At 62.8% G+C, this 21,391-nt stretch carries 16 protein-coding genes and 2 pseudogenes; 8 read left to right on the top strand and 10 right to left on the bottom strand.

All coding sequences use genetic code 11. The features are described from left to right. Positions 1–6: 6 nt before the first annotated feature. From CO671_RS23885 to CO671_RS23860, 6 genes and pseudogenes are all read left to right on the top strand, one after another. Positions 7–402, top strand: coding sequence for a hypothetical protein (locus CO671_RS23885; RefSeq protein ID WP_010035230.1), 396 nt, complete (start codon positions 7–9; stop codon positions 400–402). A 186-nt stretch (positions 403–588) separates the two neighbouring features. Continuing rightward, a complete protein-coding gene (locus CO671_RS23880) occupies positions 589–1,419 on the top strand; it encodes a metallophosphoesterase (RefSeq protein WP_097607971.1) in 831 nt (276 codons plus the stop codon). Next, a pseudogene (locus CO671_RS23875) lies at positions 1,416–2,584 on the top strand (ABC transporter ATP-binding protein). The gene CO671_RS23880 and the pseudogene CO671_RS23875 overlap by 4 nt, the downstream one beginning before the upstream one ends. Then, positions 2,577–3,499, top strand: a pseudogene (locus CO671_RS23870) (sugar ABC transporter permease). Before CO671_RS23875 ends, CO671_RS23870 begins: the two co-directional pseudogenes overlap by 8 nt. Then, positions 3,496–4,332, top strand: coding sequence for a carbohydrate ABC transporter permease (locus CO671_RS23865; RefSeq protein ID WP_097607970.1), 837 nt, complete (start codon positions 3,496–3,498; stop codon positions 4,330–4,332). The pseudogene CO671_RS23870 and the gene CO671_RS23865 overlap by 4 nt, the downstream one beginning before the upstream one ends. A gap of 25 nt (positions 4,333–4,357) precedes the next feature. Next, positions 4,358–5,623 (top strand): ABC transporter substrate-binding protein, encoded by a 1,266-nt coding sequence (locus tag CO671_RS23860; RefSeq protein WP_097607969.1) that lies wholly within the window; start codon positions 4,358–4,360, stop codon positions 5,621–5,623. Between the two features lie 67 nt (positions 5,624–5,690). Here CO671_RS23860 and CO671_RS23855 read toward each other — a convergent pair whose 3' ends face one another. Next, a complete protein-coding gene (locus CO671_RS23855) occupies positions 5,691–6,671 on the bottom strand; it encodes a substrate-binding domain-containing protein (RefSeq protein ID WP_097607968.1) in 981 nt (326 codons plus the stop codon). Positions 6,672–6,972: 301 nt separating this feature from the next. Between CO671_RS23855 and CO671_RS23850 the strand changes: the two genes are divergently transcribed. Further along, on the top strand, positions 6,973–9,819 hold the full coding sequence (locus CO671_RS23850) for an insulinase family protein (protein ID WP_245425030.1): 2,847 nt from the start codon (positions 6,973–6,975) through the stop codon (positions 9,817–9,819). Between the two features lie 72 nt (positions 9,820–9,891). On the opposite strand, the gene CO671_RS23845 is transcribed toward CO671_RS23850, so the two are convergent. From CO671_RS23845 to CO671_RS23835, 3 genes are all read right to left on the bottom strand, one after another. Then, positions 9,892–10,572: a GNAT family N-acetyltransferase gene (locus CO671_RS23845; protein WP_010029396.1), complete on the bottom strand. Its 681-nt coding sequence runs from the start codon at positions 10,570–10,572 to the stop codon at positions 9,892–9,894. Between the two features lie 13 nt (positions 10,573–10,585). After that, positions 10,586–11,092 carry a MarR family transcriptional regulator gene (locus CO671_RS23840; RefSeq protein WP_097607966.1) on the bottom strand — a complete coding sequence of 169 codons (507 nt, stop codon included), beginning with the start codon at positions 11,090–11,092 and terminating at the stop codon, positions 10,586–10,588. 116 nt (positions 11,093–11,208) lie between these two features. After that, entirely contained in the window at positions 11,209–12,378 is a 1,170-nt protein-coding gene (locus CO671_RS23835) for an MFS transporter (protein WP_097607965.1), read from the bottom strand. A gap of 147 nt (positions 12,379–12,525) precedes the next feature. Between CO671_RS23835 and CO671_RS23830 the strand changes: the two genes are divergently transcribed. Continuing rightward, a complete protein-coding gene (locus CO671_RS23830) occupies positions 12,526–14,034 on the top strand; it encodes a winged helix-turn-helix domain-containing protein (protein WP_097607964.1) in 1,509 nt (502 codons plus the stop codon). Positions 14,035–14,195: 161 nt separating this feature from the next. On the opposite strand, the gene CO671_RS23825 is transcribed toward CO671_RS23830, so the two are convergent. The 6 genes from CO671_RS23825 to CO671_RS23800 all read right to left on the bottom strand — a co-directional run bounded on the left by CO671_RS23825 (position 14,196) and on the right by CO671_RS23800 (position 21,334). Next, on the bottom strand, positions 14,196–14,876 hold the full coding sequence (locus CO671_RS23825; protein ID WP_097579312.1) for a peroxiredoxin-like family protein: 681 nt from the start codon (positions 14,874–14,876) through the stop codon (positions 14,196–14,198). 73 nt (positions 14,877–14,949) lie between these two features. Further along, positions 14,950–18,195, bottom strand: coding sequence for an adenylate/guanylate cyclase domain-containing protein (locus CO671_RS23820; RefSeq protein WP_097607963.1), 3,246 nt, complete (start codon positions 18,193–18,195; stop codon positions 14,950–14,952). Between the two features lie 166 nt (positions 18,196–18,361). Continuing rightward, entirely contained in the window at positions 18,362–19,165 is an 804-nt protein-coding gene (locus tag CO671_RS23815; protein WP_064842819.1) for an ATP-binding cassette domain-containing protein, read from the bottom strand. A 12-nt stretch (positions 19,166–19,177) separates the two neighbouring features. Then, the gene (locus tag CO671_RS23810) at positions 19,178–19,876 is read right to left on the bottom strand and encodes an ABC transporter permease subunit (RefSeq protein WP_064802632.1); all 699 of its coding nucleotides are present in this window, start codon (positions 19,874–19,876) and stop codon (positions 19,178–19,180) included. Continuing rightward, positions 19,876–20,601 carry an ABC transporter permease subunit gene (locus tag CO671_RS23805; RefSeq protein WP_097607962.1) on the bottom strand — a complete coding sequence of 242 codons (726 nt, stop codon included), beginning with the start codon at positions 20,599–20,601 and terminating at the stop codon, positions 19,876–19,878. The genes CO671_RS23810 and CO671_RS23805 overlap by 1 nt, the downstream gene beginning before the upstream one ends. A 34-nt stretch (positions 20,602–20,635) precedes the next feature. Next, positions 20,636–21,334 (bottom strand): GntR family transcriptional regulator, encoded by a 699-nt coding sequence (locus CO671_RS23800; RefSeq protein ID WP_010029967.1) that lies wholly within the window; start codon positions 21,332–21,334, stop codon positions 20,636–20,638. Between the last annotated feature and the right edge of the window lie 57 nt (positions 21,335–21,391).

Here is a 21,391-nt window from a genome sequence, read left to right as displayed (position 1 = left end):
GTTTCCATGCAGTTGATCGATACACGCGTGACACAGTCCGGCGACTTCTTCACCGTCGAATTCCTGGGCGAGGGCGGCGAATCGGTTTCCGTCAAAATCGATAACTCCCATGGCGAGCTCGACGCCTCGACGGTGCTCGACCACGCCAAGGTGATGATGGTTCAGCTGACCGCCTTTCCGGGCCGCGGCGCAGACGGCAGCATCAACCGTTACGACGCCTTGAGCAACGGCAACTTCGACGAAGGCAGCAAGGGTTTGAAAGGCCAGCCGAGTGCGCGTTCGACCCATGACAGCGAAACGCTGGAAGAGGAGCTGAACGAAGGCCTGGAAGATAGCTTTCCGGCAAGCGACCCCGTTTCGGCAACGGTTTCGTCTATTCCCGCCACCGCGCCGAGGCACTGATCGCCGCAGACCCTGCCGCTGGCCGCCCCCATTCTCGGGGGCGGTCTGCGCCTGCATGACGGATTGATGTCAAAACTGAAAAACAGCTGAAAACCGCGGATGTCTGATTGACATGCGAGCCTTCTAGAGAGGGTCCGAGAAGGGAGCGTCCGTGACGCGCTTCCCAGGTCTCGGAGACGCGCCCTCATGAAAATCATTCAGATCACCGACACCCATTTCAGCCCGAACAAGCCGCATTTCAACGGCAATTGGGCGCCGCTTCTGAGCTGGATCGAAGCGACCGGCGCCGATCTGATCGTCCATACCGGTGATCTCACCGTCGACGGCGCCGACAAGGACGAGGACATCACCTTCTCGATGGATCTGATGCGGCAAGTGTCGATCCCGATGCTGATCGTGCCCGGCAATCACGATGTCGGCCATCTCAAGGGGTCCGACCAGCCGGTCAACGCCGAGCGGCTGGCCCGTTGGCGCAGCCTTGCCGGTGACGATCGCTGGCTGGAGGATGCGGCCGGTTGGCGCTTCATAGGCCTGAATTCGCTGCTTCTCGGTCATGAGGATGAGGAGGAAGAGGCGCAGTTCGAATGGCTCGCCAAGGCGCTCGAAGACCGGGCAGGGCGGCGCGTGGCTCTCTTCGCGCACAAGCCGCTGTTCGTCGATGCACCCGACGAAGGCGATACCGGCTACTGGAGCGTTCGCCCGGCTCAGCGCCGGCGGCTTTATGATCTGATAGCAGCCCATGACGTGGCGCTGTTTGCCAGCGGGCACCTTCACTGGGCCTGGCAGGGTCGTTTCGACAGCACCCAGCTGACCTGGGGCCCGTCGGCTGCCTTCATCATCGACAAGATGGAGCGCGAGATGCCGGGCGAGCGCCTGATCGGCGCCGTCGTCCACGAGTTCGATACATCGGTCGAAAGCCAGATCGTCGCCGTTCCCGGGATGACTGCGCATGTGCTCGATGATGTCGTGCTCGAGGTCTATCCCCAGGCGGTTAAACAGCGGGAACCTGTCGAATGAGCGCGCTCTCGCTTCGCGGCATCACCAAGGCCTTCGGGGGCAATCAGATCCTCAACGGCGTCAGCCTCGATGTCGGGGCCGGTGAATTCATCGCCCTGGTCGGCCCCTCGGGCTGCGGCAAGAGCACGCTCTTGCGCGTCCTTGCCGGCCTCGACCATGCCGACCGCGGCGAAATTCTGATCGGCGGTAAAGATATGTCCGGTGTGGCGGCCGCCGAGCGCAACATCGCCATGGTCTTTCAGTCCTACGCGCTCTATCCGCATCTGACGGCGTCTCAGAATATCGCCGTGCCGCTGGCGATGCGCCGGCTCTCAAGGATGCAGCGGCTGCCTTTCATCGGATCGCTGATACCCGGCCAGCGCGCCATCCGTGCGGCGATCGCCCGCGACGTCCGCGATATGGCGACCTCGCTGAAGATCGACCATCTGCTCGACCGCAAACCCGGCCAGATGTCGGGCGGCCAGCGCCAGCGCGTGGCGCTCGCTCGGGCCATGGTGCGCCAGCCGAGCATCTTCCTGATGGATGAGCCGCTGTCCAACCTCGACGCCAACCTGCGCGTTCACGCCCGAGGTGAAATCGTCGACCTGCATCGCCGCGCCGGCGTGCCGACGCTCTATGTCACCCATGACCAGGCGGAAGCACTGTCGATGGCGGATCGCGTCGCGGTGATGATGGGCGGCCGATTAACCTTCTTCCGGCCTTTGCCGAAGGCGGCGTCGTTCTCTGCGGCGGCCTGCGGCTGACACTTGAAAATGCACCCGCCGGGAAGATGCCGGTCACGCTCGCCATTCGCCCCGAATTCGTCTTTCTCGCCAAGAGCCGGCATGACGGCCTTGCCGCCCGGATCGAACGCGTCGAATTCCTGGGGTCCGAGGTTATCCTCCATTGCCGGCTCGACGCGATCGGTGAGACCGTCATCGCCAAGGTACAGCCGTCCGAAGCCTCCGGGCTCGCGGCCGGCGATGCCGTGGGACTGCGACTGTCGCCCGGCCGCACGCTGATCTTTGCCGAGGACGGCAGCCGGCTGGCCGGCTTCGTCGCCGGCGGCGATGCCGGGCTCAGCTCTGCTGATGCCGGGCTCAGCAACGCTGATGCCCTGCTCAGCGCTGCGGATGCCGGGCTCGCTGGCGCTTCCGATGCCCAGCGGGAGAGGGCGCATGGCTAGTATCGCCTCCCTGGCCATCCCCGATAATTCCGCCCTTGCTCATCGCCGCAGCGAGGCCCGCATCGCCTGGATGCTGGTGCTGCCGGCGATGATCCTGCTTTTTCTCTTCGTGCTGTTGCCCGTCGCGGCTGTCGTTGTGCTCGGCTTTACCGATTTCGAACTCGGTTACGGCAAGTTCCGTTTCGTCGGATTCGAGAATTACGCGCATCTGATCACCGACCGCACATTTCGCAAATCGCTCTGGAATACGACGGTCTATACGGCGATCGTGGCGCCGTCTCGATCCTGCTCGGCCTCGGCATCGCCATGCTGATCGAGAGCGAGACCGCTGCCCGCAGCTTCTTCCGCACCGCCTATTTCCTGCCGGTCGCCTCGCTGATCGTCGCCATGGCGACCGTCTGGCAATATATGTTCCACCCGACGATCGGCCCGCTCAATGCGCTGCTGTCGCTTGTGGGATTGCCCGGCCCGAACTGGCTCGGCAGTTCCGGCACCGTGCTTTACAGCCTGTCGATCATCGGCGTCTGGCAATCGGCCGGCTTCAACATGGTGCTGTTCCTGGCCGGTCTGACGGCGATCCCGCGCGAGCTTTACGCCGCAGCCGAAGTGGACGGCGCCAGATCCGCCTTCGATCGCTTTCTGCTGGTCACCTGGCCGATGCTCGGGCCGACGACGCTCTTCGTCATCACCATCAGCATCACCAATGCGGTCAAGGTCTTCGAGACGGTCAAGACGCTGACCGAGGGCGGCCCGAACAAGGCATCTGAGGTACTGCTCTTCACGATCTACCAGGAAGGCTTCGTCTATTTGCGTGTCGGTTATGCCTCGGCGATGACCGTGGTCTTCCTCATGATCCTGGTGGTGCTGATGTTCCTGCAGTACCGCATTCTCGACCGCCTGGTGCATTACACATGACGGCAAGCGCTTTTTCCCTCGGCAGGGCCATCCGCCTGAGCCTGCTTTCCCTCGGGGCGATCATCTTCCTCGCCCCTTACATCTTCATGATCTCGGCGGCCGGCAAGACGCAGAGCGACATCTTCACCTCGTCGCTGTCGCTCATCCCGGCGCATTTCGCCTATGCCGAGAATTTCGCCAAGGCCTTGAGCCGGGTGCCGATGGCGCGGCTCCTGTGGAACGGCGTCGTCGTCTGCGGGCTGATCTTCCTCTTTCAGGTGCTGGTGGCCATCCCCTGCGCCTACGCCATGGCGAAGCTGCGTTTCGGCGCGGCCCGCGCCATGATGGTGCTGGTCATGCTCGGCCTTCTCGTGCCGATCCATGCGACCGCGCTGCCGCTTTATGTCGCCTTCGACCGCGCCGCGCTGCTCAACAGCTATGCCGCCCTGATCGCGCCTTTTACGATTTCGGTCTTCGCGATCTTCATGTTCCTGCAGTTCTTCCGTGCCATGCCCGACGATCTCATCCATGCCGCCCGTCTCGACGGCATGTCGGAGCTCGGCATCGTCGCCCGCGTCATCGTGCCGAATGCCTGGCCGGCGGTCACCGCCTTCGCGATCTTCTCGGTCGTCGCCCATTGGAACGATCTCTACTGGCCGCTGATCGTCATCAGCAAGCAGGACTATGCCACGCCGCCGCTCGGGCTGATGTATTTCCGCGCCGCCGAGGCCGGCGACGACTACGGCGCGCTGATGGCGGCGACCCTGATCATTACCCTTCCTCTCGTCGCCGCCTTCCTGCTTGCGCAGAAGCGTTTCGTCGAGGGCATCACCATGACCGGTCTCAAAGGCTGACCGGCTTCAACCAGGAGAACGAGCGATGAAACATATCACCCAGCTTCTCGCCGCAGCGGCCGTATCGATGGCAATCGCGCTTCCCGCGCATGCCGAGACGACGCTGACGGTTCACTACCCGATGCCGGGCTTCTTCAAGGACGTGATGGACACGATCTCGAAGAAGTTCATGGCTGAGAACCCCGATATCAAGATCCAGTTCGCCAGTCCGTCTGCAACCTATGAAGAAGGCATCCAGACGATCCTTCGCCAGGTCGGCACCAGCGAAATGCCCGATATCACCTTCATCGGCCTCAACCGCCTGCGCATGCTCGACGAACGCGATGTCGCCGTCGACCTCGGCCCGCTCGTCCAGAAGGACGGCAACATGGCCGAGCAGGGCTTCTCCGACACGATCCTCAAGCTCGCCCAGGTCAAGGGCAAGCAGGTGGGCCTCGCTTTCGCGACCTCCAACCCGATCATGTATTACAACGCCGATCTCGTGAAGGCGGCCGGCGGCAACCCTGATAATCCGCCGAAGACCTGGGACGAGGTCATTGCGCTCGGCGGCAAGATCAAGGCGCTCGGCAACGGCGTCGACGGCATCGATTTCCGTTGGCAGGGCGACGACTGGATGTTTTCAGCGCTGCTCTTCGGCGCCGGCGGCAAGATGCTGAACGACGGCGAAAGCAAGGTCGCCTTCAACGGTCCGGAAGGTCAGAAGGCCGTCGAGGTGCTGCATCGTCTGGTCACCGAGGGCGGCATGCCCGTCTTCACCAAGCCGGCCGGCGAACAGGCTTTCGCAGCCGGAAAGGTCGGTTTCGAGTTCCAGACCACAGGCGCGCTGCGCAACACGATCAAGAATGTCGGCAACAAGTTCGATCTGCGCACCGCCAAGATCCCGCTGATCGATCCGGTGAACGGCCGTCTTCCCACAGGCGGCAACGCCGTCGTCATCCTGACCCATGACGCCGCCAAGCAGGACGCCGCCTGGAAGTTCGCCAAATTCGCCGCCGGCCCTTACGGCGCCTCGGTCGTCGTGCCCGGCACCGGTTATGTCCCGAACAACGAGCTTGCCGCCAAGTCGCCCGAGTATCTCGGCGATTTCTACAAACAGAACCCGCTGTTCCAGGCTGGCCTCAGCCAGATGCCGGTCATGATCCCCTGGTATGCCTTCCCCGGCTCGAACGGCGTCAAGGTCACGCAGACGATCGTCGACAATCTCTCGCGCATCGTCGACCAGTCGGCCGAGCCGAAGGAAGCGCTCGACGACGCCGCCGCCGACGTCGAGGGCATGCTGCCGCGCAGCTGATCGCTTTCCGCGTCAGAAGAAGGGGCGGCCACGCCGAGCGCGCGGCGGCCTTTTATTTCCGGGTGGTTCAGATGGCGCGCACCGTGCCGCCGCGGCGCAGCGTATAGGCGACGTCGAGGTGGCGGGCAGGGGCTGCATTCTCCGCCATGTCGAGCAGCAGCGAGGCGGCCGTCGCGCCCATGCTGGCATCCGGCATTTCAATGGTTGTCAGCGGCGGATCGATCAGCCGGCCGATGGCGATGCCGTCGAAGCCGGCGACCGAAACATCCCCCGGTACCGACAGCCCCTCGCGCTTCAGCGCGCCGATGACGCCGAGCGCCAGAAGATCGTTGGAGGCGATAATCGCCGTCGGCGAAAGCGAGGTCATCGCCGCACTGAGATCGAGCTGGTCATAGCCGCCGACGAAGGAGATCTGGATCGCGTCAAGCGGCGTCAGGCCGTTCTCGGCCATGGCGTCGAGGTAGCCCCGGTAGCGAAGACGAGCGCGATCGGAGGCGGCGAAGTTGCCGGAGAGAAAGAGAATGTGGCGGTGGCCCATGCCGATCAGGAACGTCGTGATCTCCCGGCCGGCGCCGCGATTATCGGCGGTGACCGCCGCCGGAAACTGCGCCGTCGGCAGGTTGTTGAGAAGCACGGTCGGAGGCAGCTTGGGCAGCAGCGCCTCGCTCGTCGACGGGTCGCAGACGGTGAGGATCAGCCCGGTCGGCCGGTCATTCAGAAGTGCGGCGACGGCATCGGCCTCGCGTGCCGGATCGTAATTCGACTGGGCGATCAAGACGCCATGGCCGGCGACCAGCATGCGGTTCTGGATGCTCGACAGCGACGAGGCAAAGACGGGATTGGTGATGCTCGGGATCAAGACGCCGATTACCGGTCTGCGCCCGAGCCGCCCGACAGCATGGCCGGCCGGGCGATAACCGAGTTCGGCAGCGGCACGGCGCACCTTGCGCACCATCAGATCGCTGGCCGGCCCGTTGCGATTGAGAACCCGGCTTGCCGTCGCCAGCGAACATCCTGCCCGGAATGCGACTTGCTGCAATGTCGCCATCGAATGCGTCCTCTTGGTCACAGCGTCGAAGCGCAATCCTTTAGTCAGGCTCGATGACAGGGATCTGACAATTGACGAGATGTGGGGAATTCATCGGGAATGACGATGGAGGTCACCGCCATAAAATTTAAATATCAATATATTATACGATAATTCTAAGATTTCTATGGAGCTCCCGCGAGCTCTGACGCGAATTGTCTGCGTCTTATCCATTCACACATGGAAGTTGAAGCGATATGCAACTTATGGAATGGTCGGGTCAAAGCCGTTTCCTCTCTTCATGCTCATCGCCTGGATAAGAATGTCTCCCAATCAAATGGAATGCGCCGCCGCTTGGCGGTTTCTCGCGACGGTCTCCCTTGTCGCAATTTTCGCATCGCCGGCCTATGCCGACACGCCGTCCACCCCCTGGCCGCAAACGCAAAGCGACATTCAAGCCGATTCCAATGTCCATTTCGGCCTGCTCGCCAATGGCATGCGCTTTGCAATCATGCGCAACGCCACGCCATCAGGACAGGCAGCGATCCGCTTTCGCATCGGCTCCGGCTCACTGGAGGAAAACGACGACCAGCAGGGCCTGGCGCATGTTCTCGAGCACATGGCCTTCAAGGGTTCGACGCATGTCGCCGAAGGGGAGATGATCCGTATCCTGCAGCGCAAGGGCCTGGCCTTTGGACCGGACACCAACGCCCATACCTCTTATGACGAGACTGTCTATGCACTCGATTTGCCCGAGGTCGATCCAGAGACGCTTTCCACGGGCCTGATGCTGATGCGAGAAACGGCGAGCGAGCTGACCCTCGATGCCGGCGCCCTCGATCGCGAGCGCGGCGTCATCCTGTCGGAAGAGCGGCTGCGCGATACACCGCAGTACCGCGCGGGGCTCGCAATCATGAATTCATTGCTCGCCGGCCGGCGCGTGACCATGCGCCCGCCGATCGGTAAAGCCGATATTATCAGCAATGCGCCTGTGGACCTCGTCCGCGATTACTATCGGGCCAATTACCGGCCCGATCGGGCGACGCTGATCGTGGTGGGCGATATCGACCCCGCTGCCATGGAAATCGAAATCCGGCAGCGCTTCGGCGACTGGAAGGCCATAGGACCGACGCCTGCAAGTCAGGATACCGGCGCGCTGCGGACGAAAGGCGAAAGCGCGGACGTCGTCGTCGTTCCCGGCGGCATGACCAGCGTCCAGATCGCCTGGACGCGTCCCTATGACGCGGCGCCCGACACCTTGGGCAAGCGCCGCACCCAGCTTATTGAAGATCTCGGTCTGATGGTGCTCAAACGCCGGGTCAGCACCATCGCCAGCAAGGCGGACGCGCCTTTCATCAGCGCCGGCGTCGGCTCCCAGGATCTCCTCGATTCCGCTCACGTCGTCCTAGTCACGGCGAATTCCGAACCGGACAAATGGCAGGCGGCACTCGGGGCCATTGACCAGGAACAGCGTCGTATTCAACAGTTCGGCGTTGCCCAGGCTGAGATCGATCGCGAAATCCTCGAATATCGCTCGGCCCTGAAGGCTGCTGCCGCCGGAGCCGCGACGCGCACGACCACCGACATCGCTTCCGCGCTGGCTGGCAGCATCGATGACAATCAGGTCTTCACGTCGCCTGCCGACGACCTCTCGCTGTTCGAGAGGGTGACGAACGGCGTCACCGCGGCCGAGGTCAATCAGGCCCTGCAGCGTGCTTTCTCCGGCAATGGTCCGCAGATCGTGCTCCAGACCGCCCAATCGCCGCAGGGCGGAGCCGACGCGCTCCGGCAGGTCTATCACGCTTCCAAGGCGATTGCCGTCTCGGCGCCGTCCAGTGCAGCCGATGTCGCCTGGCCCTACACCCATTTCGGCGCGCCGGGCGCTGTGGTCGAACGCCGCGCCGTCGAAGATCTCGGCCTGACCATGGTGCGCTTTTCCAACGGCGTACGGCTTACCGTCAAGCCAACCAAGCTGCGCGCCAATGAAGTGCTGGTGCGCGAGGATATCGGCCGCGGCCGGCTGGACTTGCCGCATGACCGTCCCCTCCCGATCTGGGCATCGCCGGCGGTCGCGCTGTCCGGCGTGAAGTCCATGGACTACCAGGATATCCAGAAGGCGCTGACCGCCAACATCGTCGGCCTCGACGTCTCGGTAGGCGACAGCTCCTTGAAGTTCGACGGTCGTACGCGGACTGAGGATCTGGCGACGCAATTGCAACTCATGTCGGCATACACCTCCGATCCCGCATACCGCCCCGAGGCGTTCAAGCGGGTGCAGCAGGCCTATTTGAGCGGCCTCGATCAGTATGAGGCCACCCCTGGCGGCGTTGTCAGCCGTAACCTCGGAGGTCTCGTCCACTCCGGCGACCCGCGCTGGACCTTTCCCGATCGCGCCCAGTTGTCCGCCGCCAAGCCGGGCGATTTCGAGGCGCTGTTCCGGCCGGTGGTGTCCAATGGCCCGATCGATATCACCATCGTCGGCGATGTGACGGTGGACGACGCCATCCGGCTGACAGCTGAAACATTCGGCGCTTTGCCGCCACGCCCGGAGGCGGCGGCGAGCAATGATTGGGGTAACGTGCGTTTTCCGGCGGCCACCGAGAAGCCCGTTCTGCAGACCCATAAGGGAAGGGCAGATAGCGCCGCCGCCGTCGTCGGGGCTCCCATCGGCGATTTGCTCTCCGATCTCCCGCGCTCCTTCACAGCCAATGTTGTCACCCAGATTTTCCAGAATAGGCTGACCGACCAGTTTCGCATTGCAGAAGGGGCAAGCTACGCGCTGGAGGGCGACGTTAATCTGTCGAGGGAAATTCCCGGCTATGGCTACGCCTATTTCTATGTCGAGACGGATCCGACAAAGCTCGCGCGCTTCTATGCACTTGTCGACGAGATCGCCAATGATCTCAGGTCGCATGATGTCTCCGCCGACGAGCTCGCACGCGCTCGCGAACCCATCATCGAGACGTTGAAGCACCAGCGGCAGGGCAACGAATACTGGATTGAATATCTGCGCGGCGCCCAGACGGATCCGCGTCGTTTGGACCGCATACGCGGCAATCTCAGCGGCTACGACGAGGTTACGGCCTCAACTATCCGCGAATTCGCCACAACCTATTTCAGCCCGGAAAAATTCTGGAAATTCGAAGTGCTGCCGGCGGTCGTAAGGTAGTGTCTCGAACCGAAGCCCCTTAAATTGGACGGTGCCGGGGAGGAGACACCGTCCCGGCCGTTGAGCAGCAGCTCAGGCGCGGCGTTTGACCACCCGCATGTTCATCTCCGAGCGAAGCGTGAAGCCTTGCGCCTTGTAGAGGGAAATGGCGGAGGTGTTCCCCGCATAGACATGCAGATAGGCCGTGTCGCCGCTGGAAGCGATTTCGCCGGCAACGAAACGGAACAGCAGGGTGCCGAGGCCACGCCCTTGGAATTCGGGATGGGTGCAAAGCCCACTCAATTCGATGAAACCGGTCTGCCGCATACGCTGCCCGGCCATCGCCACCAGACGGCCCTCATGCCTGATCCCCCAGAAGCTGCCGAGGCTCTGGGCGCGCAGGGTGAACGGCCCGGGTCTGGTCAAGCTCGCCAGATCAAGCATGTCGGCGGCGTCGGCCTCGGTCAGCGGCTCAATGCGGGAATCCGAAATCCTCTCATGAGGCCGCTCGGCAACCATTTGGGTCACCGGCGCCTCCATGACGACGGCAAGACCCGCTGGAATGCCGATCGGCCCGGCCTCGACGAGAAACATCTTCTCTTCCGCCGACGGCAGCTTCTCCAGGGCATCGAGGCTCTCAGGGCTATCGTCGGCAGAGGCCGCGAAGGGGACGATGGAGGGCGGGTATCGCCGTGCGTAGCTGTTGCCTTCGGCAAGAGCGGCATGCGTGGTTTTGAGCGCGCTCCAGATCGGCCGGTCAAGCACGTGATTCATCGTCTTTCTCTCCCTATTGCGCGTTGGAAAGGGCGTGCGGACCTGTAACCGTGCTCCGGCGTATGAGCGGCAGTGCCGCAAGCCCGTCTTCGATGGCGGCGAGTTGCTCGAGGATCGGTCCGTCGAGGTCGCCGCAGAGATCCGCAACCGCAGCCGCAACGCGCGGCCAGATGGTTGCCTTCGAATGATCGACGAGTTCCTGTCCCTTGTCGGATAGCGACACCAATCTGCGGCGCTGATCGTCCGGCGCCGGCTGCATATCGACGAAGCCGAGTTCGAGAAGCTGCCCGATGGTCCGCGTCGCGCCGGGCTGGGTGATGCCCACCGCCTGCGCAAGCTCGCCGATCGTCAGCGGCCCGGCCCGGTCGATCGCTGCGAGGAATGGATACTGACCTGCCTGGATGCCGACGCCGGCCTCGTCGATGACCTGCTGCGTATCGGCTTGCAGTCTCTCGCCGATGCGACGCAACCGGCTGCCCAGGCACAAAAAGCCAAGCGTTCGCACCACATCTTCGACCATTCAATCTCTCCAATTCCATAGAATGTTATATAACATGTTATATATTTAGCAGCGGGCGAAATTCAAGAGTAGGGATCTCGCGGCCGGAGGGACTTATCGAAGGCACGCGAGGTCCTTTATTGCTCACGCCGTCTCGCGGCCAACAGAGAAATCGCCAGGACACAACTGAGTAGGGCGAGGGACGACGGCAACCCCTGATGTCCGACCAGCTGCATTGCCAGTCCGGCCGCGGGCGAGCCCGCCATGCCGCCGATGCCCCATGCGAAGGCGAAGGCCGCATTGCCGGCGATCAGGGCTTGACCGTTGAAACGCTCGCCGAGCTGGATCAGCGACATGGTGTAGAGCCCGAACGAGACGCCGCCCCAGATGAAAACGAGCGGCCAGATGAGCCAGGTGGTGAAGGTTGACGCCAGCAGCAGGCAGCCTGAAAGACAAGTGAGGACGCAGAACAACATGGTCCGCGTTGCGCCGAACCGTTCCGCCACGCGCCCGAGCAGGATCTGCAGCGCGGCATTGCCGGCAACGAAACAGGTGATCAGCGAAGCGATGCGGCTTTCGGTACTGCCGAGTGCCGCGCCATAGACGGCAAGCAGGGAGAGCAGGATCTGCTCGAAGGCGGCGGCGGTGAAAACCGCAAACAGCAGCAGCGGCGCCCGCGAAAGGAAGCCGCCGACCGATATTGCTTCGCCTTCGCCGGGCATGTCAGGCAGGCGTTGGGCGACAACAAGCACGATCAGGCCGCAGCCAAGGAAGGCCCCAATGCCGATCAGGAAGGGTGCCCAGCCTTCCGTGCCACTGAGGCCGAGCGAGAGCGGACCGACGGCAAAGCCGGCCGAAACGATCGATGAATAGAGGCCCATGATGCGCCCCCGACGCGACGCCGGGGTGATCGAGATCAGCCAGGTTTCGCTGATGACATAGAGTGGATTGGCAAAGAAGCCGAGCAGGAAGCGCAGCGGCATCCAGGTCCAAACGTCCTGCCGCCCGGCAATCGCAATCAGGGTGAGGGCGGCCAGGATCGAACAGAGGATCGCAAGCCGCGCTGCGCCCACCCGCCGCGAGAGTGCCGGAATGACGGGTGCCGATATGATGAAACCCAAGGGCGTCATCGCTGCCGACAGACCGATCAGGCCAGAGGCCGTTCCGTGCCGCTCCAGGATGAAGCTCAGCAGCGGATAGGTCAGCCCCTGCGCCACGGCAAACACCGTGACGGTCGCGATGATGCCTGCCATCGCGGCCCAGGGGCTCCGATCGTCTCGCTGTGATGTCGTGCTTGCGGCAGTCATGCAGATTTCCTCGTCAGTCGGCATTGGGGTGACGGGGCAGAGGCCCCGCCCGAAAGAGGATGGAATTCTGCGGAATAGGAGGAGCGGCGTAATTAAGGGGCTCCAAAAAGTTCTCAAAAACTTCCAAACGGACTATAGATCCGCTCTATGCAGGGATCGCTCTTTGCCTTTGGTCCGTTCGTGCTTGATCCGGATGCGGGAACGCTCCTTCGGAATGATGAACCCGTGGCCATTGGCCATCGCGGGCTGAAGCTGCTTGCGGCGCTCGTCGGGCGATCCGGCGAAATCCTTGCCAAGACCGAGCTGATGGACGCGGCTTGGCCGGGCATGGCGGTCGAGGAAGGCAACCTCACCGTCCAGATCGCGCAGCTGCGCAAGCTGCTCGGCCCCGCTGCCGGCGGCGGCGAATGGATTGCAACGGTTCCGCGCGTCGGCTACCGCTTCACGGGCGCCATGCAGCGGCTGAGCGGCGTGAAGCGAAAGACCTTGCCGCTGCCCGACAAACCGTCGATCGCCGTGCTGCCCTTCCTGAACATCGGCAACGACCCCGAACAGGAATCCTTCGTGGACGGGCTGACCGAAGACCTGATCACCGACCTTTCGAGAATGCCGGGTCTGTTCGTCATCGCCCGCAACTCGGCCTTCGCCTATAAGGGCAGGGCGGTTGACGCGCGGGAGATCGCCGAGGAGCTCGGCGTGCGATACCTGCTGGAGGGCAGTGCGAGGCGCGCCGCGGGGCGCGTGCGCGTCAACGCCAAGCTGGTCGACACCGTCAGCGGCACTCATTTGTGGGCAGAACGCTTCGATCGCAGCCTGGACGATATTTTTGTCGTTCAGGACGAGGTGACCGCCAGGATCGTCGAGGCGCTGCTCGGCCGGCTGCGTACCCCTCCGCCGCGCCGGCGGCCTAGAAGTCTTGAGGCCTACGATCTCTGCGTGCGGGCGCGCAAGCTGATGGATGATTCCCCGCAGGCGGCTGAGGAGGCGCATCTGATGCTGACCCGCGCAGTCGCCCTCGACCCCGACTATGCCGAGGCCTATCGATGGTTGGCCATGAACCACTGGATGGGATGGGTTCATAGCGGCGGGCCGACGGAAGCGACCCGCCGCATCGCCTTGCAACTGGCGCGCAAGGCCGTTGCGATCGACCCCAACGATGCCGGCTGCCGCTGGGTCTTGGCCTACCTTCTTGCCTATGAACGCGATTTTGCCGCGGCGGATGCGGAGTTCGCCAAGGCGATCGAACTTGACCCGAACGAGGCCGATACCTTTGCGGCATTATCCGACGTTACCGTCCTAGCAGGGCGGGTCGAGCAGGGTCTTGAGCAGATTCGCAAGGCGTTCCGGCTGAACCCGTTTCCGGCAAGCTGGTATTATCTGGCGCTCGGCCAGGCACAATATGCGGCCGGGCAATATGCAGCCGCCGTCGAGACGCTGCGCCGCGACGACACCTATCGCACAAGCTCGCGCCGCTTCCTGGCGGCAAGCCTTGCTCAGCTCGGCCGGCTCGACGAGGCGCGGGCGGAGTCCGAACTCTTCCTTGTCGCCAACCCCGGCTTTTCCATCCGCCACTGGGCGGCGACCGAACCATTTCGCGACGCTCGCACGCTTGACCATTTCGTGGAGGGCTACCGCAAGGCCGGCCTTCCGGATTAATCCGCCGCAGCACTTGCGGCCGGCAAGCGTGCCATGGATGGCGCGGCGATGTCGGGATCGCGACAAGAACCCGCCCGGGCACGCTTGCCGGCCGCGGGTCGTCCGCGGCGTCGATGTGCTGGCCGGCTTCGCATTCCGGATCAGGTGATTAGGGCGCCGCTTCAGACCGCCATATTCGCCGCCGCCGACATCACTTCCCGCGGCGCGGGAACGCCGAACATATGGCGGCCGGCCTCCTCGACTTCGGTGAAGCACCAGCGCACGACTCCGTCACGATCGAGCAGGAATTCGCCGACAAGCTGGCCTTCGCCGGGGGAGATCATCCGCTTGTCATCATCGGTCATTTCATAGCCGTCAGCCTTGTCGAGAAATTCCATCGCGGCGATCGGGTTCATCGGTTCGGGAAGCTCGCCCGGCATGTCGACGCGCATCGACATCATCGTGTCCATGCTGACCTTGTGCGGCCACTCGTTTTCGGTCTCGGTGAATTGAAGGCGCGGTAGGCCGAACGCGCGATGCGATACCCGTTCGGGGTCGGAGGCCGCCAGCAGATTGGGAAGCGGGTGGTAGCGGAAATAAAGGCGGGCTCGCTCGATCGGGGTATTGACGACGGTCAGGCTGTCGATGCCTTTCTCCTGCAATGCATCGGTCAGTTCAGCCATGGCGGCGATCTGCCTGCGGCAGAAGGGGCAGTGCAGTCCGCGGAACAGGCCGACGAGCAGCGGCTTCTGGCCGCGAAAGTCGTCGATGGCGATCTTGCCTTGGCGGGTGATCGCATCCAGCACCACGTTGGGCGCGCGATCTCCAGGTTGTAGTGGTCTATCGGCGTGGTTCTCCTGCATTGTTCGTTCCTCCCTTTATATGTTTGAATCGCTTGATCTATTCGATGTTCGCGATCATTGCGACGCGAACCATTCAGTCGAGAAACGGCAAGACGACGAGCGTACCTGGGTCGAGGTTGTGGCGGATGCACACATCCTGTGCCAGCGTGAAATACCGTTCCGCTTCGTCCATATCGTCATGTTCGAGGCTCAGCGTCGCCAGGCCATCATAACACGGAAAGAGCAGTTGCGGCTCGTCAATTTCCTTAGCAACCTCAAGAGCTTCTTCGTAATACTTACGAGCTAGCTTCGGCTGCCCATGGCATTGATGAATCTGGCCGAGCACGATCAGCGGCACGGACAAATGATCGCGCTGATCGAGCGCCCGGTCGATTTCGACTGCCTTTTCCGCCGCCGGCACGCCTTCGGCCGCACAGCGATCGGTGAAGGTGCAGCAGGAGACTGCGAGGTTGGCGAGAAGGCGCGCCTGGAAGCCGAGGTCGCCGATACGGGTTGCGACCTCCAGCCCACGGCGGCAGATCGTGATGGCGTTGGCCGGATCGACGATCGTGTAGAGAACGCCGAGATTGGAATAGGCGCGGCAGGCGGCGCTTTGCAGATCGGCCTTTTCGGCGACCGAGAGGCTGCGCTCCACTTCCTGCACGGCATCGCGCCGGCGTCCGAGCCGTGCGAGCGCTGCACCCTTGGTGTTCAACGCTTCGGCCATCGCCCGGGCCGCCTCGCGGCCGGCCTCGGTCGTTCCGTCGATCGGCAGCGTTTGCAGGCATTGCAGCGCCTGTGTCGCCCACTCGGCGGCGGCGGCCTGATCACCCATGCGGAAGGAGAGATGACCGCGCTCCTGCAGCAGGTGGGCATGTTCGACCGGCGCATCGATCGCCGCGATCATCGCTTCCGCCGCGGCGCAATGCGTCTCCGCCTGGTCGCGGCGCCCCGCATCGAGATGCAGGCGGCCGATCTTTCGCAATATCCTTGCTGCGGCGATCCGGTCGTCGTTGGCGCGGTGGATCGCAAGCGCCTGCTGATAATGGGTCAAGGCATCGTCGCGGCGACCGGCAGGGCCGCAGAGATCGGCAAGGCGCTCCAGCAGCGCCAATTGCTCCGGCGTCACCTCCGGCTCGTCTGCGAAGGCCGCGAGAGCTTGACGATAGAGGCGCATTGCATCGTCATTGGCATAGGTCTTGCGCGCTTGATCGCCCGCCGCCATCAGGTAGGCGGCGCCCTTGGCTTTGTCGGTGGTCAGGCTGAAGTGATGGCCGAGTTGCGCCAGATGCTCGGGACGCTCGGGCGCCAGGCCATATTGGCGCTCCAGAACCCGGCCGATCCTGCCATGGAGCTCCATGCGCCGTTGCAGCAACAGATTCTGATAGATGACGTCGTGCATCAGTGTCTGGCTGAAGCGATAGCCCGGCGACCCGCCGGCATCGGGGCCGCGCAATTCCTCGACGATATTGGCATCGCAGAGATAGTCCAGTGCGGCATCGATGCCGGCCGGATCGGTGGCGACGGCGCGGAGCAGGGCGGTATCAAATTTCGGGCCGACCACCGCCGCCTCCTGCGCCAACCGCCTGATCTCCTGCGGCAGACGATCGACGCGGGCAAGCAACAAGGCTTGCAGGTTCACCGGGATGGCGACATCCGTGTCGTCCGCCGCAACATGCCAGCGCTCACCGTCATGACGCAATGTGCCCATGTCGATCAGTCCACGCAGGATTTCTTCGATGAAGAGCGGGTTGCCCCCGGCGCGGTCGAGGATGCGTTTGCGCATTGCGATCGGCAGCTTGCCATGTGCCTCGCCAAAAAAGGCGGCAAGCAGCCTCTGCCCGTCGGCTGCGGCGAGTGGGCCAAGACGCTGCACGGTGACGTTGACGCGATTGGAGTTCAGCGGGTCGGTCTGCGCCGTCGGCCGGTAGATCACAAGCAGCATCAGCCGGCTGCGCTCCAGCCGGTCCATCATGAAGCGAAGCACTTCCAGCGAAGCCGCGTCCGCCCAATGCAGATCCTCGATGACGAGCAGGAGAGGGCCTTGCGCCAGCCGCCGCTCGAAGACGGTGCGGATCGCGTAGAAGATCTGCCGCCGCAACTGCTCCGGCTCGATGTGCCGCAACGCGCCATCGGGATCACCGAGGCCGAGCACATGCAGAAAAAGCGGCAGGAGCCCATCAACATCGTCCTGCGTCAGATCGAGTGCGCGAAACCCCGTCGTCAACAGCTGTCGTGTCCTGTCGCGATCGTCGCGCTCGCCGATCCCGTAGGCGCTTCGCACGACCGCGGCAAGGGTGCCGTAGGATTGTTCGCCAAGGGGAGAGCAGGTGGCTTTGCGGATGGCAAGGCCGGGGAAACGGGTCGTATCCGCGGCGATCCCGACGAATTCAGTGGCCAGCCGCGATTTGCCGATGCCCGCTTCGCCGATCAGGCGGACGAGCTGCGCCGCACCGTCGCAAGCGAGATCGAGGCAGGTGAGCAGCCGCGACAATTCCGCATCCCGTCCGATCATCGGCGCCTGAAGGCCGAAACTTTCGAGTCCGCGCGCCGTATGCGGCGTTTCCAGCAGCCCGGTCAGCCGATGGACGAGAACGTTTCCGCTCTTGCCGCGCAAGGTCTGCGCGCCGAGACTGTCGAAGGCAAAGGCGTGGCGGGTGAGGCGATAGGTCAGCGGACCGACAAGAATATCGTTTTCGCCGGCCATGGATTGCAGCCGTTGGGCCGTGTTCACCGTATCACCAGTCACGGAATAGGATTTGGCGCCGACCGCGCCGAAGCCGCCGGTAACGACAGGGCCGCTATTGATGCCGATATGCAGGCGCAGCGGCACGCCGGCGCGCGACTGCCAGCGCGTGCCGACCGCGGCGGCCCGGTCGATCATATCAAGTGCGGCGCCAAGCGCCCGCACCGGATCGTCCTCATGGGCAACCGGCGCGCCGAACAGCGCCAGAAGCGCGTCGCCGACGAACTTGTCGACGAATCCGCCATAGGCTTCCACCGCCCGGGTCATCTCTTCGAACAATTCGTTCTGCAGCACCCGCATGGTTTCGGGGTCGATCTGCTCGCTCAGCGTGGTGAATCCGCAGAGATCGGCGAAGAGCACCGTCACCGGCCGCCGGTCGGCATCGCCGTCGGATTTCGCCGGCACCAGCTCAATAGTCGGCTTCGGCGCAGGCGGGGCTTTACCTGAGATCGATGCACCGCATTTGGGGCAGAAGGCAAAATCGGGCTGACACGCATAGCCGCAGGCGGCGCAGGAGAGGGGTTGCCTTGCGCCGCATCGCGGACAGAAAGCAAAACCGCTCTGAATATCGAAACCGCAGCCGGCGCAGTCCATCGCTGGCATCTCACGAACCCGGTGCGCGACGGCTATATCAGCCGCAACCAACGGGCCTCAAACAGAAGACCAGCATGAACCTGTTGCCCCGTGCCCGCAAGCATCAAACAGATGTTCAACGACGATCACCCGGGCTCTCTTGAGAGTCGCGTCGAAGGTACCGACCTCACCTCGTCCCTGCCAGAAACTGGCGGAACCGCTCCGATTTCGGATGCGTGAAAAGCTCGGTGGGCTCCCCTGTTTCTTCGACAACGCCCCGGTGAAGGAAAACCACCTTGCTCGATACGTCTCGGGCGAAGGCCATTTCATGGGTTACAACCAGCATAGTCCGACCTTCTTCAGCAAGAGAGCGCATCACTTTCAGCACTTCGCCGACGAGTTCGGGATCAAGCGCCGAGGTCGGCTCGTCAAACAGCATCACCCTCGGCCGCTGTGCGAGAGCGCGGGCGATCGCAGCGCGTTGCTGCTGACCGCCAGACAAATGCGCGGGATAGAAATTTCGTTTTTCGGCGATGCCCACCCGTTCGAGCAGAGCTTCGGCCTCCGCAATACATTCCGCCCGGTTGCGCTTCTGCACGTGCACCGGCGCTTCGATCACGTTCTCGAGGATGGTCATATGCGACCAAAGGTTGAAATTCTGAAACACCATGCCGATGTGTTCGCGCATCCGGTCGACTTGCCTGCGGTCAGCCGGCACCGTTCTATGCCCCGATTTCTTCAAAGCGTACATTTCGCCCCCGATGCGAATTTCCCCGCTGTCGGGGATTTCGAGCATATTGAGGCATCTCAGCATCGTTGATTTGCCGGAGCCGGATGAGCCGAGGATGGAAATCACGTCCCCCTCATGCGCTTCAAGCGAAATCCCCTTCAGCACTTCCAGCGGGCCGAAGCATTTGCGGAGATCCTTAACCGAAACGGCAGCGCTTTTGTCCTTATTGTCGCTGACCAAAACTGTTCCCCTGTCAGACATGCACACTCCCGTTTAAGATTGCAGCCGCATACGCATATGAGGCGAAAGCCAGAAATCGACCGCCATGAGCATGCGTGTGACGATGAAAATGATCGCAAGGTAGATCGCGCCGGCGACGATGAAGATCTCGAAAGCGCGGAAGCTGTCGGCGATCAGTTTTCCAGCCAGGCCGGTGACCTCCATAATCGTGATGACAGATGCGAGCGCTGTTGCTTTGATCATCAGGATGATCTCATTGCCGTAAGCGGGCAGCGCATGCCTGATGGCGATCGGCAGGATGATCCGCCTGAACAAGAGAATGCCCGACATGCCGCAAGCGCGAGCCGCCTCGATCTCCTGGGCGGAGACGGCCAGCAGTCCTCCACGGAAGATTTCGCTGCAGTAGGCGGCGGTATTCAGAGTGAGGGCGAGTACCGCACACCAGTAGGGTTCGCGAAAGAACCCCCAGACGCCGAGGTCCTGCAGGCCGTGTCTGAATTGGCCGAGACCATAATAGATCAGGAACATTTGGACGAGGAGCGGCGACCCTCTGAAGACGAAGACGTAGGCACGGGTTATGGTTCGGCCTATTTCACCGCCGGTCACGGCCAGGAGCGAGATCGCCAGTGCCAGCGCGCTGCCTGCCACGACCGACGTGACGGCGAGTTCAAGGGTCAGCGGCAAGCCGGTCAGAAGCGTGAGAAACGTATCCCACATAAAACCCAGATCCATCACAACGCTCTCCTTGTGCCCTGGGTCGTTCGCGCCTCCATGCGTCTGAACAGGATCGATGAGAGCCAGGTGATGACGAGATAAAGAACGACCGCCGTCAGGTAGAACTCGAACGGCCGGCGCGTCGATCCGGCCGCGATCTGCGATTGGCGCAGGAGTTCGACGAGACCCGTGACGGAGATCAATGCCGATTCCTTCAAGACGAGCTGCCAGGTGTTTCCGAGGCCCGGAATAGCGTAGCGCAGGACGAGGGGGGCGACGATGCGCCTGAATTTGGGCCATGGCCGCATGCCGACGGCGCTGGCGGCTTCGATTTCGCCGCGTGCAACGGACCTATAGGCCCCGCGAAATACCTCAGCCTGATAGGCCGCCGAAACCACGCCAAGCGCCAGGGTTCCGGTCAGAAATGCCGGCATTCCAATAAACCCTTGATAGCCGAACAGGCCGCCCAAGGATCCAAGGAATGCGCTGCCGCCGAAATAGAAAAGATAAATGACGAGAAGGTCGGGCACGCCGCGCAGAACGGTCGTGTAGCAATCCGCAAGCCACCGGATGGTCAGGTGGCGGGACAACTGCATTAAGGTAATGACCGTCCCGATCAACGTTCCGGTCAGGAAGCCGCAGACGGACACACCGATTGTCATCGCTGCCGCAGTCAGTAGTAGCCAACCCCAACCCGTCTGCTCGAAGCCGACGAGAGCCAGGTAATTGTCGATAGGTGCCATGCGGGGACCCCTTGATAAAAGATCGGGTTGCGCGTCAGTCGGATGCGCGCCGATGCGCCCAGATGCGCTGGAGCTTCGACATGTTTTTGAGTGAGCTTTGCACATGCGCTCTTGCTGCTGCGGCCGCCGCCTCCCGGTCGCGTGCACAGATGGCGTCTGCGATCGCCCGGTGTTCGTCGAGGTCCGTGTGCTCCAGATCCACCCAGAGAACTTCGAGCCAAAGGGCCAGGCGAAGCTGCTGATAAACTTGATCCGTCACCCTCACGAGCGCCTCGTTTCGGGTCGATTCCACGATGACGCGATGGATGTATAGTCCAAGATCCAGGTTGCGGGCCGCGTCAGACGGCGTCTTATTCGTCGTATCCTTCAGTTCAACCATCTGGGCAATGACGTCCCGGAGCCGGTCTAGGTCTTCCTCGCTCGCCACCTCGCAGGCGAGTTGCGCCGCGCAAACGTCGAGTGCTTCGCGAACAACCAGCAGATTGCAGAATTTGGTGACGTCGAGATCGGTCACCGTGTAGCCGAAATTCCGCTGACCGACGATAAGCCCTTCTTCTTCCAGCTTCATCAGCGCTTCACGCAGCGGTGTTCGGCTGACGCCGAAACGCTTGGCGAGCGTCACTTCCGAAAGGCGCTCGGAGGGGCGAAGTTGGCCGGTGAGGATCAGGTCCTTCAATTGCGAATAGGTGCTCTCACGCAATGATCCGCGCTGTTCCGTTTTGGTGGATGCCAATCGATTCCCCCTCTGCCTCTGGTCTATTCACCGCTCGGTGAGCGACACCATAACTTT

This window comes from Rhizobium sp. M10 (assembly GCF_002531955.1).
In the GTDB taxonomy this organism is placed as follows: Bacteria; Pseudomonadota; Alphaproteobacteria; order Rhizobiales; family Rhizobiaceae; genus Rhizobium; species Rhizobium etli_C.
The sequence above is the reverse complement of the archived record's forward strand: the minus strand, read 5'-3'. Positions and strand labels throughout refer to the sequence as shown.